This window comes from Maribellus luteus (genome assembly GCF_003576475.1).
Classification (GTDB): domain Bacteria; phylum Bacteroidota; class Bacteroidia; order Bacteroidales; family Prolixibacteraceae; genus Draconibacterium; species Draconibacterium luteum.
Genome location: NZ_QWGR01000020.1, coordinates 77010 through 93306 on the forward strand (window position 1 = coordinate 77010; position 16297 = coordinate 93306).

At 39.1% G+C, this 16297-nt stretch carries 10 protein-coding genes; all 10 read right to left on the reverse strand.

The annotated features are described in order from the left end of the window. Positions 1-2: 2 nt before the first annotated feature. The 10 genes from D1614_RS21795 to D1614_RS21840 all read right to left on the reverse strand — a co-directional run bounded on the left by D1614_RS21795 (position 3) and on the right by D1614_RS21840 (position 16010). Positions 3-3164 carry a SusC/RagA family TonB-linked outer membrane protein gene (locus tag D1614_RS21795; protein WP_119440115.1) on the reverse strand — a complete coding sequence of 1054 codons (3162 nt, stop codon included), beginning with the start codon at positions 3162-3164 and terminating at the stop codon, positions 3-5. Between the two features lie 275 nt (positions 3165-3439). Further along, a complete protein-coding gene (locus tag D1614_RS21800) occupies positions 3440-7456 on the reverse strand; it encodes a hybrid sensor histidine kinase/response regulator transcription factor (RefSeq protein WP_119440116.1) in 4017 nt (1338 codons plus the stop codon). Between the two features lie 191 nt (positions 7457-7647). After that, positions 7648-8739 carry a zinc-binding dehydrogenase gene (locus tag D1614_RS21805; protein WP_119440117.1) on the reverse strand — a complete coding sequence of 364 codons (1092 nt, stop codon included), beginning with the start codon at positions 8737-8739 and terminating at the stop codon, positions 7648-7650. After that, positions 8739-9455, reverse strand: coding sequence for an HAD family hydrolase (locus D1614_RS21810; protein ID WP_119440118.1), 717 nt, complete (start codon positions 9453-9455; stop codon positions 8739-8741). The genes D1614_RS21805 and D1614_RS21810 overlap by 1 nt, the downstream gene beginning before the upstream one ends. Before the next feature lie 2 nt (positions 9456-9457). Next, complete coding sequence (locus tag D1614_RS21815) at positions 9458-10036, reverse strand: helix-turn-helix domain-containing protein (RefSeq protein ID WP_194086720.1); 579 nt, start codon at positions 10034-10036, stop codon at positions 9458-9460. A gap of 217 nt (positions 10037-10253) precedes the next feature. Continuing rightward, positions 10254-11414 (reverse strand): saccharopine dehydrogenase family protein, encoded by a 1161-nt coding sequence (locus tag D1614_RS21820; RefSeq protein ID WP_119440120.1) that lies wholly within the window; start codon positions 11412-11414, stop codon positions 10254-10256. Between the two features lie 47 nt (positions 11415-11461). Continuing rightward, positions 11462-12586 carry a 2-aminoethylphosphonate--pyruvate transaminase gene (gene phnW, locus D1614_RS21825; RefSeq protein ID WP_119440121.1) on the reverse strand — a complete coding sequence of 375 codons (1125 nt, stop codon included), beginning with the start codon at positions 12584-12586 and terminating at the stop codon, positions 11462-11464. Further along, positions 12576-13886: a DUF5690 family protein gene (locus D1614_RS21830; RefSeq protein ID WP_119440122.1), complete on the reverse strand. Its 1311-nt coding sequence runs from the start codon at positions 13884-13886 to the stop codon at positions 12576-12578. Before D1614_RS21830 ends, phnW begins: the two co-directional genes overlap by 11 nt. A gap of 788 nt (positions 13887-14674) precedes the next feature. Then, the gene (locus D1614_RS21835; RefSeq protein ID WP_119440123.1) at positions 14675-15658 is read right to left on the reverse strand and encodes an ISAon1 family transposase; all 984 of its coding nucleotides are present in this window, start codon (positions 15656-15658) and stop codon (positions 14675-14677) included. Beyond that, positions 15630-16010: an ISAon1 family transposase N-terminal region protein gene (locus D1614_RS21840; RefSeq protein ID WP_241558149.1), complete on the reverse strand. Its 381-nt coding sequence runs from the start codon at positions 16008-16010 to the stop codon at positions 15630-15632. The genes D1614_RS21835 and D1614_RS21840 overlap by 29 nt, the downstream gene beginning before the upstream one ends. Positions 16011-16297: the final 287 nt, after the last annotated feature.

Here is a 16297-nt window from a genome sequence, read left to right on the forward strand (position 1 = left end):
AATTAAAAAGACACATTCATTCCAAATGCTACACTTTTCTGTAAAGGGTAAATTTTACCAGCCCCCCAGGAACCACCAGTTGTTTCGGGGTCGAAAGTGTCAATCAAATCGGTGATTGTAAGCAGGTTTTCGCCTGTTACATAGAAACGAACTTTCGACAGTTTTAACTTTTGCACAAACTTCTTAGGTAAGGTATAGCCCACTTGAATATTTTTTAGACGAACGTAGGCTCCATTTTGCAAATAACGTGTTTGCGTTTGTTGGTTTTTTCCGCCATTGGTCAAATACGGGCGTGGATAGTACGCATCCGGATTGTCTTCAGACCAGTAGTCCAAGTGTGTTTTAAAACCAGCTGATTGCCAAACGCCACCGGTTCCGCCCCAAAAATAAGGTCCGGTAATCCAAAGGTCACGTTTCGCAACACCAGTCCAAAGCATTGAAAAGTCAACTCCTTGCCAGTTTGCTCCGGCCGAAATAGTATACTGATATTGAGGCGTGCTATTACCAATAATTTTTTTGTCACCAGGGTTACTAACAGTATTGTCTCCCCAATCAATCACATCGTCGTCATTTAGGTTCTGGTACATAATATCTCCTGCTCTCCACTCTTGTCCACTGAGTTTTGATTGATCATACCAGTTATCAAAGTCGCTATCATCCTGAGCAATACCTTCTGTTACATAGCCCCAAATCTCCCCCAATTCCTGACCTTCGTAGTAGGTATTTAGAATACCGGTTGGGTTTCGATACTTCGCTACCTTTGTTTTGGCATTTGAGAGCGTTGCTTTAGCATGATATGAAAAGTCATTGATTTTATCTTCCCAGCCAATCACCAATTCAAATCCATTGGTTTGTAGCTCAGTATTATTAATTTTTGGAACACTTGTTCCCAAAACACCGGGCAAAGCTTCAGCTGGTCCAGGCAGGTCGCTGGTATAGCGTTCAAAAACATCTAATGAACCGGTAAGTCGGTTATTAAAGATGCCCCAATCTACTCCAACGTTTTTGGTTTTTACTTTTGCCCAGGTAAGCGTTGGACTAATTAATCCGGGTAAAGAAGCATAGTTTGGCCTGCTGTCTCCCATAATCCACCAGTTGTTAGTATGGACTGGAATTGTTGGAACATACAGGTAAAGGTATTCATTCTTATTTCCAAGCTGATTTCCCAAAGCTCCCCATGATCCGCGAATTTTTAATATATCAATTTGTTCAACATTGAAGAAATCTTCTCTAGCCAGGTTATACCCCACCGATACCGATGGGAATAGTCCCCAACGCTCATCTCCCGGGAATTTTGAGGAACCGTCGTAGCGCGCATTCACCTCAAGAAGGTATTTCTCTTCAAAGTTATAGTTCAAGCGGCCAAAAAATCCACGGGTTGCCCAATGCCATTTGCTGTCACCTACATCGTCCTGTTCACTTGTCGCTGTGCTGATTGAAGGAACTTCGTCTGTGATCAATCCTTGTTTTGAGGCATACAACCATTCATACTGCTCCAATTCTTGTTGAAAACCCGTCAACACCTTAAACGTATGTCCTGAGTCAAATTCTTTTTCATAGGAGCTGTAAATATTCGGAGAAGAGTACGTTTTTTTACTGGCGCTTGCAGAATAGCTCGTGTTTGTTCTTCCGCTATAGGTTATACCTTCCGGACCATGCAGAATAACTGAACCATCGTGGTTGTTTCCAATATTGCTTTCAACCGTCCAGTTATAGTCGAAATTAATTTTCCAATCTTTAATTGGCTCTAAAACAGCTCCCGTCGAAATCTGGAAATTATCCGAAGTACTCTTGCTTCTTCCGGATAAAAGGAATGGAATCTCTGAACTTGGATGATAATCTCCATCGGGTGTATACAAGGGGTTAGTAGGCCATCTTCGGGCAATGTTATGATAGAATAAATACCGGTCATAACTTGGACGATCTGTAACACCACGAGTATACTTAACATTAGCCCGAAGCGACAAGAAACTGTTTACATCACTAGAGACTTTCGAGTTCATCGTATAACGTTTATATTCGTCGTCTCCGTATTTTAACAAACCTTTCTCATCATAATATCCACCTGAAACGTAATAATCTATTTTATCCTTTTTCCCAGAAACACTAACCGTATGTGTCTGACGTGGTGTCCAGTCTTTATAAAATACATCAAACCAATTAGTGTTGGCATTAGCAGTCATGTAAGCCCCCCAGCGATCCGGGTTTCCCGGTTCCGGGAATGTTCCGTTAATACTGGAAGGATCTTTCATATATTGCTCAATACGCCCCATGACTTCTTCTGGAAATACAGGCGCAGAATCCCCATCATTCAATCCTGCCTTATTAAAATAGTTTGCAAATTCCAGGGAATTCATCATTTCTGGCAATTTGAGTGGTGCAGAATATGTAAATACATTTGAATAACTTACATGCACACCCTCTTTACCTCCCTTCGTGGTAATCAACACTACGCCATATGCTGCGCGTGCTCCATAAATAGCAGCTGATGCTGCATCCTTAAGCACTGAAATACTTTCAATATCAGCAGGGTTAATATCGTTAATGTTACTAACCGGAACACCATCTACAAGAATATAAGGAGCATCAGTTCCATCCAAGGAGCCGACTCCCCGAATACTCATGGCCATTGATGAACCAGGCTCTCCTCCGGTATTTCCGACTGAAAAGTTCATACTCGGCAAAACCCCCTGAATAGCTTGTTGCACATTAGAAACCGGGCGATTTTCCAAAGTCTCAGATGTTACTTGCTCTACTGCACCTGTTAGATTTAGTTTCTTTTGAATACCGTAGCCCACAACAACAACTTCTTCCAACCCCTGGATGTCTTCCTTCATTACAACATCTATCGATGTTTGATTACCGATAGCTACTTCCTGAGAAAGCATCCCCACGTAAGAAAAAGTAAGGGCTGCAACACTTTCGGAAACTTTCAGGGTATAATTTCCGTCCATATTGGTTACAGTGCCCGTTGTTGTTCCTTTTACCATAACCGTAACACCTGGTAACGTTTCTCCTGTCTCAGATGTTACTTTCCCTGTGATTGTTTTATCCTGTTGTGCAAACAAGCTTATGGAGCTGATACATAGGATAAGAAATGACAGTTGTACCCCCTTTATCAGTTGAGGTAGATTTTGCATTCTTAAAAATTGTCTTTCTTTCATAAATATTAGTTTACTCTTAATACTAATGTGTGTATAGAAAATGATTAGGGGTATGTGAAAATTTGAATAGGTTGAAAAACCCAATAATTACTTAAGACTGTTGTTATCCCATAGGCATTCTATTTAGTTTTGTTAGCGTTCGTAAAATTGAAAAGCGGGCAAAACTAAAGCATTGAATTTTGTACAAATAAAATTTGATTTTGTACAAACTACTGATAACAAATAAAATAGAAGATAAAAAAATGAGCTAAGAATTTGCTCTGGTTGTCTTTCACTTACTCTAAATCAGTTGATGACAAGCTGGTGTTCATGTAAACAGAACGATATTTTAAGGGTGATTGGGCATAATAACGTTTGAACACAGTACTGAAGTACGACGGGTCGGAAAATCCGCACTCATAAGCAATGTCAGAAATAGGTTTATCAGATGAAACGATCATCTTTGCGGCTTTCTGAAGACGAACATGGAGAATAAAATCCTTTACCGGCTTTCCTGCCAAGGCGTTAATTTTGGAATAAACAAGTGTCCGGCTCATTCCCATCTGGCTTACGAAGTCAGAAACCTTGTAATCTTGATTTTCAAGGTTTTCATTCACCAGATTAATAGCCGTGTTCATAAACTCTTTATCCAGTGAATTATGAGTCAGGTCTTCAACCTTCAAATGCGGGTCGCTACCAAACCGTGTCTTTAAAATCTCCCGGTTTTTGATTAGGCTAGAAATTTGAAGTTTTAGTAATTCGAGATCAAAAGGTTTGGAGATGTAAAGATCAGCACCGGCGATCATTCCCTCCATATGGTCTTCTGACTCCGACTTTGCCGTGAGCAGCACTACCGGGATGTGGCTGATTCGAATATCGCTCTTAACTTTTTCGCACAGCTGATAACCATCCATTTCCGGCATCATTATATCGGATACAATCAGGTCGGGCACATATTTAACAGCAGAGGTAAAAGCTTCTTCTCCGTTGGCCGCCGTAAATACTCTATAGTCTTTTGAAAAATGAATTTTTAAAAAATGTCTGAGTTCCGGCTCATCTTCAACCACAAGAATCGTGGTTACCTTATTGATATCTGATTCCGAGTAATCCCGCGGATTCAGGTTGTGCTCAGTACTCTTAAAGGCAGATAGAGTTTCAGCAGTAGCTGTTTCCTCTGTGGTATTTTGTTTTTTCGGTAAAACGACAAAAAATACGGTCCCTTTTCCAAGTTCGCTTTCAAGGCTTATTTTTCCACCGTGCAATTCAACAAGATGTTTGGTAAGAGCTAAACCGATACCTGTGCCCCCCACTTTTTTTTCGATCTGGTAATAACGTTCGAAAATTCGTTTCTGATCTTCTTCTGAAATACCCATGCCTGTATCTTTTACCTCAATGCAAATCTGATCGTCACACCAGCTTACTGCAATGATAATCGAATCTCCCGAAACGGAATTTTTTAAAGCATTGGTGATAAGGTTAAACATGATCTTTACAAACTTATCGCGGTCGAGTTCAACCTCCATTTCATCTTCTTCCTTTTCGAGGATGATGTTTATGCCTTCAATCTTGGCATAGTAGGTGAAATAGTCGATGATTTCTTCACATGCTTTAACGCAATCTACCTTACACGCTTCAAGTTTGAGTGTTGATATTTCTGCTTTTCTGAATTGTAAGAGTTGATCGATAAGTTCCATCATCCGCCTAACATTCCGGTAAATAGTTGGCAAAACCATCTTCATCTCCCTTTCTGAAGTATTCTTCTTCAGCAACTGATTTAGCGGAGTATAAATTAGAGTTAGTGGTGTTTTTAACTCGTGAGAGATGTTGGTGAAAAACTGTATCTTCTGTTGATTCGAAACTTTGAGTTGTTCCTGTTCAGCCTCTCTTAACTCAATCTGATGTTTTAATTTCAAGCGAACTAAACTTTCACGCCAAACAACGATAATTAGGCCGGTTATTGCAATAATAACCAAACTAATAAACCAAGTTGTTTTGTACCAGGGGGGCAGAATAGTTATGTATATATCTGTGGTTTGTGTTCCCCACCTTCCCATTATATTGGTTGATTTTACCCTAAAAATATAATCACCCGCCTCCAGATTGGTATATGTTGCGGTGTTGAGTTTACCAACATGCCAGATATCCTCGTAATTTTCAAGGGTATATGAATAGTCGGTATATTCTTCGAAAGGGATGTTAAATGCGTTGAACTTAAATTCATAAATGGCTGATGAATATTTGAATTTTGCCTGAAAATCATTTTTAATATCTATTGCTACTGTTGAATCTGAACTCCCTCCTTTTTTATTATCTATTTTTTTGAAAGATGAAATTGTAACCTTTGAATCTCTTACATCTTTTTTCACCTGCTCCGGAACGAAATAGGTAATTCCGTTATTACTTCCCATGTAAAGATTCTTGTCTGATGCCCGCAAAATAGCGCCATGCCGGTATTCTATGTCCCCATTGGTTTCAAGAGAATTAAATACAGAAACTTCTTTTAAAGTATCTTTTGAAACAATTTGCAGCAAAACATCGTTTGTTCCTGCCCATACCTGGCTTTTACTGTCGATGTATAAGGATGAAAACCATTTGGAATTATAGGCTTCATCAGTTAAGTATCGCGTCAAAGTATTGTCCTGGAAATTATAATAGGCCAGTCCTTTCCCGGTCCCCACTATAAGGTTCCCTGAAGCATCTTCCACCACAGAGTATACCGTGTTACCAAATGATCGGTCAAAATCGGATATAACAATTTTGTCTTCTATCCTATCGTTTTTTAAGGAGTAGGAAAATAATCCGCCGACGGAACAGAACCATAATTTCCCAGACGAAGACTCAAAAACCGAAAAATAAATGGGTAATATTTTATCAAATACTTCCGGGTGTGTTTTCTCGTTAAAACGTTCTGTTGTATTGCTTTTTAAATTAACTTTTAGAAGTTCGCCATCCGAAATCCAGATGTTATCTTTCGGGTCTTTAAAAATTTTTTGCCGGCTGTTTTTATTTACCTCCTTAAACAACGGGAGAGAATGGGCATCAGAAAATTTCTTTGTTTTCTTGTCGAAGAAAAATAAACCTTTCTGGTAAGACGCAACCAGTAACTTATCTTCAGAATAATCGAGCATGGAGGTCACAATAATTACATCCGGCATACTATAAGCTATAAACCGATCCTTTTCCCTGTCAAAAAAATTCAATCCTCCGCCATCTGTTCCTATCCAAATATGATGATTCCTATCTTCTTCGAGACATAAAATTGATTTATCTGACGGACCGGATTCATTCGCATTGTTGTATTGATAATGATTGATTCCCGAGGAATACAAGATAACAGCACCACAGCGAACCGTCCCCAGTATAACATTTTGGCTTGCAGCAAAGTATATTTTCTTGATAGAGTTCTCGGGTAAAATATCATTTGCACCAGATCCGGCTTTTATTCTTTGTAGCAAATCAAATTCAGTATTAACAATAAATACACCTCCATAATCCGATGATAGCCAGATTCTACCATCATCCGGATTTTGCCTCAAATCGAGAAATATATTTCCCTTGAATTCGGGATTTATACCATCGAAAGTAGAAATGACTTCCCCTTGCTTGGTGATTTTATACACATCGTTATAGGTCGAAACATAAAAAAAATCGCCGATTTTTTCCAAACCTGTCAATCGAACTGCCTCTAACGCTAAAAAATGATCAAGCGTCCCTGAATTAATATTATACAGGAATAAACCTAAATCCTGTATCAATAACAAAAGATTCTCATTATCGTATTCAATAATCTTCTCAATGCTGAACTGAGCAGGAGATTTTATTTTTAATTGAATCGGTTTTATGCTTACTTCATTCGTTTTCTTATTAAACACATAGAAATTGAGATCGCCTCCAGGAAACCATATTTCAGTCTCATTCTCATAATTTACACTTCCTAATATTTTGTTTTTCAGACGCAATGGATTTCTTATGAAACTATCTTTCTTCCGATTGTATAAACACAGCCCATTTGCAGAGGAAACCCAGATACGTCCATCACGATCTTCGTAAACCGAGTTTATATAATCTCCGGAAAGAGACAAAGAGTCGTCATTATTGTAAAAATACCGTTGAATGGTTTGCCCATCATATCGGTTAAGCCCGAATTCTGTACCCAGCCAGATATATCCTACCTGGTCAACACAGATACTGCGAATACTACTTTGCGATAACTTTTGAAGCCCCGAAACCTGTTTTACATTGTAACTTTGCCCCCAGGTTATACTCAGAGAAAAGAAGAGAAGAATTAATGTTATTTTTGAAATTAATAACATAGTTGGGCTAAAGTTTTTAAATTAATGCGAAAGTAAACATTAATTTTAATAATATAAATCTGATTTAATGATTGACCAGTAAGCAATTCAATGATCCAATCAAAAAGCAAAAGGAAGATGCCTGCCAAAGGATCTATTTACTTTCTTTCGGAAAATATCCCGCACTGAATTAAATATTCATTGTTTTTATCCTATAAACCAATTACGACGCGATGCTTCGAACTTAGTGTTGCATGAGCTACAGCTTCATCAATGTTTTCCAGTCCATACGTTTTTTGGTCGAACAACTTCTCAAACGGATATTTTCGATAAGTTTTCTGTAAAATCATAATGGCATCCCCAAGATCATTAGGGGTATAATTATGCACTCCTTTTATCTGCAATAATCTCCTGACAATGTGTTCCGGATTGATGACAACATCTTCAACAGGAAAGACAGAACCTGCCAGAACAATGCTCGCGCCAATGCCGGCGATTTGAAAAATTTTCTGAACAATTTCATTACTGCCGGTCATTTCCAAAAAGACATCAATCAGCGCATTTTGTTGAAGCATTCCACTCCCCTCTTTCTCATTAGAATTCGAGAAGCAATCTTTGAGGGTCAAATCAGCACCAAAGTCTTTTGTTAAATCAAGCCTTTGCTCATCTTTATCGCAAACAACAATTTTTGCAGCCCCTTTTTCACGACAGATCATGACTGCCAGCAGCCCAAGCATACCTGCACCTGTTATCAGTACATTTTTCCCTTTTATTTCGTCTGCATTCCGTATGGCAGCTACCACGGTTGCCCACGAACAGTTGAGACCTGCCAACAATCTTTTGTCAATTTCGCCGGGTAATTTATAGGTAAATGTTCCGGGATATAAGTGGGTGTGCGAGGCAAAGCCACCCGTAAGACGAAAATGCCCTTCCATTTTTTCATGACCATACTTTTTAATCGAAACACACTTCTGAGGCAATCCTCGCTTGCAAAACGAACATTCACCACACGAGGCCATAATTGTCCAGGTTATAAGATCGCCTGTTTTGAGTTGGTTTCCCCAAAAATCAAGTACAGGATTGGCTGGCAAGGCAACAATTTCTCCAACAATTTCGTGACCAAGAATGGATGGTGTTGGTCCCGGCCTTGTTCCGGATAAAGTATGCAAATCGCTTTTACAGATGGAGCACATTGAGTTTTTCACCAAAATCTCTCCGTTGCCCAAAAAAGGGAGTTCTATTGCTTTTGCATCGAGGACATTTGGAATACCGGAAAAAACCCGGGCTTTTGCAATTTCGGACATTAATTCAAATATTTTTTAAGTTCCACGATGGCATTCAACAAGCCGTCATTGTCGTACTTTGCAAGCTGTTCTTTCGTATGTGTACCGTAAGTTACACCAAGCGATAACAGACAGTTTGCATTTCTCCCTGCCTCCAGATCTGAAGGTGTATCTCCAATTTTTATAACTTGTTTCGGATCGTTAATGCTAAATACCTCCATTGCTTTGTTGATCAGATACGGAGAAGGACGTCCGGCTATTACCTGGTCACTTGATATAGAAAGGTCGATGATTGAATTGTCATTTCCGTTGTAGTATTCATCCAGGTTTTTATCCCAACCCAGCCTCTGAAGAATAATATCAGTCACTTTCCGGTAAAATCCGGTGGTCAAAACAATTTTAATACCTGCATTTTTTAGGTGAAAAAACAGTTCTTCTATCCCATCAACAGGTAGTACCGGCTGAGTTAAGTAATGATTTTCAAGTATTTTCCTGAATTCATCGTAAGACTGATCTGTTTTTTTCTGAATTTCAGCATCTTCAGCTTCAGGGAGATTTTTCTTCCAAAGCGTTTCAAAAACCAATCTTTTCGACCAGCCCATCATGGCTACAATTTCCTCAATAGTATATTTAAGCCCTGTATTTTTGGCTGCTTCCGTAAAACATTTCTCTACTTCATTTTCGTCTTTTACAGTGGTTCCGGCCATATCGAACACCACCATTTTAATTTTATTCATAATTAATCTTTTATGTCAGTTAATAAATACATCACCAGTAATGATGCAGAACTTGTTGAGTTATTCTGGGGAACATGAGGGATCTTTCCATCGAAAAACAGAGAATCACCCGTATTTAACTGGATGGTTTCTTTGTCTAAAATATAATCAACCACACCATCGATTAAATAAATAAAAGTATATCCATCAGTCGTTACTTTTTCCCGGTAGGCGTTGGGAGCTAACTTTAAGATTGAAGATTGCAAAGCAATATTCTGAATGTTTTCACTTAAAATTGAATAATAGCTGAAACCTTCCGATTCTTCCTTTTCATACGGAATGTAATCCTTTTGTTTTTTATGGATATAACCATAAGAAATATCATCTGACAAATCGGTAAAGAAATTATTCAGATCTGTATCCAGTGATCGGATTATGCCAAGTAGTACCGGTAACGAAGGAATAGTTCTTCCATTTTCGATTTTTGACAACAAGCTTTTGCTGACATTTGCTTTTTCTGCAACTGCGGCCAGCGTGGTTTTCTTTTCTTGTCTGATTTCCCGAATTTTCCTACCTATTTTCAAATAAAGATTATTGCTCATCATGTTTACTATTTATCAACTCCAAATATATTGATATTATTTTCAAACAGAATAAGCGTCTTTTAAAACACAAGAAAAACATACATTATTCAATTAAATAACAATAACATAGAATACATAAAACGAATTACGGCCTCTTTCATAAGCATCCGGACACCGCAATAAAAACATGTTCCAGCAATCACTATTACTCAACTATAATCGTCAAGTAATTCAACTAAATCTCTTTGATTTTTTCGTGAACAAAAATTCTACGAAGCTTTAATTCTTCAAAAACATCCTGTGGATGAAATACTTTTTCAGGAATCAGCGCTCCATTGCCCTTCGCTTTTCCTTCCATAATCAGCTTAACTGCTATACCAACCGGGATTCCAACATTGCGTGTGTAAGCACGAAGACCATCCCATCCGGGCTCAGAACCATCCGAAGCAGGGTGTGTATGAAAAAGGGTATGACGTATTTTTTTCCCGCTTTTTGCTCCTTCAACTTCAACATGCAGCGAATAACCAAATAAATCGGTGGTTTTTCCTTTTTCCGATTGTACCAGGTATTCTCCGATGGCTTCCATAATTCCAAACTCAGTACCTCTCAAGTTGATTCTCTTATTGGCCATGAAACCATAATTGTAAAGCGCCTTAATCAACTCCATATTTTCCCGGGGCCAGGTACCGCGAACTTCCACCAGGCGTATCCCCTTCTCCTTAAAGTATTCTGATAAGGTGACGGTTTCAGAGTGTGGAATAATATATTGAATCGTTTTTCCGTAAGGTTCAGGCAGTAGAATTTCGCGTGGTCGGGCAAAAGGTGGCACTTGCTTTAGTTCGCCATCTTCGAACACTACGCGACCAGGCAAAAGAGGATCGTACTCATAAATAGTGGTTTCGGCTATTGAATTTGAGAAAGCAATAGGCCGAAAAGCCCCGTGACTAACCCGGATTGAATCAACCGAATCCATTTGTTCTGCGGCATATTTTGCCATCATATTGGTAGTTCCGGGAGTCATCCCAAAACCAGGAACCATTAGCTTTCCCTTTGTTCGAAAAATGGGATCAAACTGATATTCTTCGCCAAAACCATTAAAATTAATACCATGACAACCGGCCAGTGCAATACATTCAGTAGAAAGCTTATTGAGCGAGATGGTAGTCCCGTCAAGGACAATATCATAGCCTGATAAAATCTTAACAGCCTCCTCTTTATCTTTTATATTAATCTTTCGATAATCAATCCTCCTGTCGCCGAGTTCGTTTACAAGTTCCAGTGCTTCTGTCTCATTAATATCCCCAACAGTAAGCTTGTCGAAATCAGCAAATTCAACCAAATCTTTTATTGATTCGCGGCAAATTCGGCCGGCGCCACCTAATGCAAAAATTTTCATATTTATCCTATTTCAGTTTATTTAATCATACATTATCTCTCTTATTCCTATCCGGGTAACTTCCAGTACATCGATTCGCGGACGGAAGAAATCAGCGCTTCCATATCATTCGGCCTGACCTCGCCAATGTTTCCAATCCGAAAACATTGATAATTGGTAACTTTTCCGGGATAAATTACAAAGCCGCGAACTTTCAGTTCTTTATAAAAGCGGACAAAATCATAACCAGCCGCATTGGGTGAAAGAAAGGTTGTAATAATGGGCGAGTGAAATTCATCGGGCAGCAAGGTCTCAAATCCAAGCTTACGCATCCCGTTCACCAGCGTTCGCTGATTTTCGGCATAACGCTGAAAACGAGCCGGAATACCGCCTTCAGTATTTAACTCAATTAAAGCCTGGCGAAATGCCCTCACCACGTGTGTTGGCGAAGTAAAACGCCATTTGCCATGTCCCTCTTCCATGGTTTTCCATTGGTCAAAAAGATCGAGCGAAAGGGAACGTGCCAGTCCGTCGCATTTCTCCAGCTCGCTGGTTTTGCCAACAACAAAACCAAAGCCTGGCACCCCCTGAATACACTTATTGGCACTGCTGATTAAAAAATCGATGCCAATATTTTCCACATCGATTGGGATACCACCAAAACTACTCATAGCATCAACAATAAATGTGCGTCTATTCTTTTTTACCACTTCGCCGATTGCCTCAATATCGTTCAACATTCCGGTTGTGGTTTCGCAATGCACAACAGCCACATGGGAAATACTGCTGTCGCCGGCCAAAATACTGTTAACTTTTTCAAGCTGATGACGCTCTAAATCTCCCGCATCGTAAAGCTCACACTGTATTTTAAGGTATCGGGCAATTTCAGCAATCCGTTGCCCATAAGCTCCATTTGCAAGCACCAACAGCTTGCCACTTTCGGGCATCACCGATCCGATAACCGACTCTACCGAGAAGGTTCCGCTTCCCTGCATCAAAACAGTAGTATAACGTTTGGCATCTAAATTTGAAATGGTGAGTAATTCAGAACGTGCCTGCTGAACAATGCTGTTATAGTCTTCATCCCAGGTGCACCAGTCACGCAACATGGAAGCCTTCACGGCTTTCGAAGTCGAAAGTGGTCCCGGAGTCAAGAGCAAGTATGGATTTTCAGGCAGATATTTAATATTCATAACAAAGTTTTTTTGATTCGTACTGAACGAATAATTTTTTATGTTTTATTTTAATAGCAAAGTATGAGACCAAACAAAGTCCTATACCCAGCGCAGAAAGAGAATAGGTTATCGAACTAAAGAAATTCAACCAACTGAGACCCGGAGAGAAAAAATTCTTCATAAGAAAAGTCGTTACACTTCCCAGATAACCAAAAGCATCAGCAGTGTAGAACAAAAATCCAATATTGCTTGCGTACTTAAAAGTTGCAATAAACCGCTCAAATAAGAGAGCGTGGTAAGTAATATAGCCCAGGTAAAGGCCAAAACCAACCAGTATCATCCAACTTACACCGCCAATTATTTGCATCTGAAATGCAATGGTTGCAAGAATATTAATCCCCATTCCTCCGGCAATAAAAAGCAGGGAAGTATTCAGGGCCCTAAGGTTATCTTTAATCAAAATCATAAAAGAGACTATTATCAGCACGCCTGCTCCGATTGGTATTTCAGCCGTTGTAAAAATGGCAGGCACATCACCCTTTCCCAGTTCTATCCATATTTCGGTGGAAAAATTATCACGAACATCTCTCAACACCGTCAATAATAAATAGGCAAGTGTAAATGGAATGATAGCTGAAGCAAAACGCTTCAAAAAGGTTTTTCGCTCTTCTCTGTTCATCGGAACACGCTGGGTGCGATTCTCTACATCCTTACTGTTTTGCTCCGGTAATTTATTGAGTAACCAAACCGATATTATAAGAGGAACAATAAATAGTGATCCTGTTACAAAAGGCATCCAATATTCGCTCACACCATATTCCAGCATTAAAAATCGGCCTACGGTGCGTACAAATCCTGACGACACAATAAACGTAACACTTACACTGGCACCTAGTAGTTCTGTTGTCCGGCGACCTTCCAGGTAGGAAAAAACAATCCCCCAGACAAGACCTAGCGGAAGGCCGTTCAGAAACATAAAAACAAAATTATAGGGCGCTGGAGTAATTGCAAAAAGCAGAAGCGAAATCCAGGCTATCCCAATCACAGACAATATTGTTTGAATGCGCTTCTCTGACCGCAATTCAGAAATATATTTAATGCCAAAGAACTTGGAGATAGTGTACCCTATTATCTGGGAAGTAATTAACCATATCTTGTAATGTATGCCTAAAAAATAAAGGCTATCGAACGTAGCTGCCGTGAATGGTTTTCGAAACGCATACATACAGGAGTATACCAAAAAAGAACTGACCGCAGCCACCAGCGCAAAAAGAACTTCATTTTCACCCAGCTTCTTTCGAATATTTTCTCTTGTCATCTCCTTAATGATATTGATAAATAGTAAACACTACTTTGATGACAAAACTATTTTAAACAGATTAAGGAATGATTTCAGAATTACTACAAATACATTAAATTAACTACAAAACAGCGAATTAAATCAAATCATGATACACAACCAAATTAATTACTGCTTGAGGAAACCATTACACAACTCAACAATATGGTTGAATATTTATAAACATCCAAACAAACTACTGGGACGCAATCGTTGAAGCCAAGCTTGTTCGGCAATTAAGCAAATCGATTGCATACCATGGTTTTCGGGTGAATAGGTTTCATATGCTTTTAAAGACAGCTTTTGTCAATAAATTCAATACGCCAGAACATCTTGCTTATATTCCCAGCTTTAGCTATATTCAAATTGAAACAATTCAGTTCTTTAAATGTGAACAAAACGGTGACCCGTAAAAATACAACACCAGTAAACCACTGATAAAAAGGCACTAATGAGACCAGGCCCGAATCCTGGCATAACGATAATTCTATTCGAATTCTAATTCAAATTTCATATCTTTGATTCAGAATATTATTATGTTGAAAATTAAGAGAGACTTTATCGAGAACAAAATTCTCTGACTTCTGTAAGAATCTGATTTTAAGTGCGAAAGAAAATACAAAATCGTCCTTTACTGGGCACCAGGAGAAATCCAAACAAAATCAAAAGCACTTAAAATCAATATTTTAAGTGCTTTTTTGTTTTCCAGTGGAATCAAAAAAGCACAAAAAGAGGGATCAAATGAACTTTCTGAGGGGAAACAAACTTTACGCATAAATTTTGGCAAGTCTAAACAGGAAAAAGCTGACATCCCGCACTCCTCTGAACTGATTTCTGAAAGCTTTAATCTTTGCATTGAAAGATTCTGCCGAGGCATTGGTACTGCGGTGGTCAAAATAGTTTAGTATCTGGGGGTAATGCGAATAGAAGGTGGCCGAAATTGTATTGAAAGATTTAAACCCCGAATCAGTTACATCGTTAAACCATCTGGCCATTTTGGTTAAAGCCACGCCTTTTTCAGAGTTGTGCGTAAATATCATCCTCAGCGAATGAGTAAGCGAATAAGCGTGCTTTATATCGGGATAAAGGCTAAAAAGCAGCTCTGCCCGTTGTTTTTGTTTAAGAGTCCATTTTTCACCTGATTTAAACAGTAAATATCTGCTTCGGGCCAAAAGTTGTTTTTTTGTATCGCCGTTTGACAGGACCCTGGCAGTATACTTGCTACCATCCAGTTTGGCATTTTCGATGGCATTGGTTTCTTCATTGATCGCATCCCATCGGTGGGCTATACGCATCTCCTGTAAGGCATCAAATGCCAGTTTCTGAACATGAAAACGATCGATTACCCGAGTTGCCATCGGAAAACATCTGCGAACAATCTTACTCATGGAAGCTGCCATGTCAAGGGTGACCTCTTTTACTGTCTTTCTTGTTCTCTGCTCAATGTTATTCAGTACCCGGATGATTTTTTCTGCACCTGTACCTTCAATCATAGCCACCAGTGTACCTTTTCTTCCCTTGCCTGCTTTATTGGTGATAATGGTATAGAGTTCGCCATTGGTAAGTGCTGTCTCGTCAATGCTCAAATAAGGTCCGATGTTATCCGGGAAGAGAATCCTGTCCTGAGCATGGTCCTTTTGATCCCAGCTCTTGTAATCGCTCAGATGCTCTTTGTATTGTTGCCCCAAACGATCCCCGTCAATATGATAATACTTCCCAAGACTATTGGAGCTGATCGGGAATGTGTCCAAGCACTCCTTTTAAAAAAGTCGCGAAATCCTTTGTATAACGCGTACCCTCTGCTACCGAATCCCATTCCCGGCTGACAACCTCTCCGCTGGTTTCAACCAGCCATCGGCGGCGGCGAACATGAAGCATCGCTGCTTTTCTACGAATGGGAAAATCCTGGATTATAACTTCCGCATGAAAACCCTTGGAAGTGAGTTTCTGCTTTTTGTACTTATCTGGCTTGATAGCTCTTTCGTCTAAGTAAACATGAATGGATTTAACATCAACTTCTACATTAACAATCTCAAAATAGTTAAAAATCTCCCCGGGGAGTACCAATTTTATTAGCTCTTGAAAGGCATCAATCTGTTCCAATTCTCTGTTTTTTATATACCATACAAAGATGAAACATTACTTTTTCCCCACAAGTATTTTAATTGATCCAAAAAAAGTCAATATAAACGAGACTTTACCGAGACTAGTGCTTTTTTCGCATAAACCAGTCTCGACAATTCTCTTAAATCTCTCTTTTTCAGTATTTAAATTGATGCAAATTGACTCGATTTGAACTTGAAAACAAGCTCCGAAAAGGGTACTTTTAAGCAATAATCGAGACTAGTTTTTTCTTTAACCCTAAAAATGAGAAAAGATAAGATTAACGA

What these genes read in the sequence shown, in the direction of transcription:
- D1614_RS21795 (WP_119440115.1), bottom strand. Translation starts at nt 3,164, where the DNA reads ATGAAAGAAAGACAATTTTTAAGAATGCAAAATCTACCTCAACTGATA.
- D1614_RS21800 (WP_119440116.1), bottom strand. Translation starts at nt 7,456, where the DNA reads ATGTTATTAATTTCAAAAATAACATTAATTCTTCTCTTCTTTTCTCTG.
- D1614_RS21805 (WP_119440117.1), bottom strand. Translation starts at nt 8,739, where the DNA reads ATGTCCGAAATTGCAAAAGCCCGGGTTTTTTCCGGTATTCCAAATGTC.
- D1614_RS21810 (WP_119440118.1), bottom strand. Translation starts at nt 9,455, where the DNA reads ATGAATAAAATTAAAATGGTGGTGTTCGATATGGCCGGAACCACTGTA.
- D1614_RS21815 (WP_194086720.1), bottom strand. Translation starts at nt 10,036, where the DNA reads ATGAGCAATAATCTTTATTTGAAAATAGGTAGGAAAATTCGGGAAATC.
- D1614_RS21820 (WP_119440120.1), bottom strand. Translation starts at nt 11,414, where the DNA reads ATGAAAATTTTTGCATTAGGTGGCGCCGGCCGAATTTGCCGCGAATCA.
- phnW (WP_119440121.1), bottom strand. Translation starts at nt 12,586, where the DNA reads ATGAATATTAAATATCTGCCTGAAAATCCATACTTGCTCTTGACTCCG.
- D1614_RS21830 (WP_119440122.1), bottom strand. Translation starts at nt 13,886, where the DNA reads ATGACAAGAGAAAATATTCGAAAGAAGCTGGGTGAAAATGAAGTTCTT.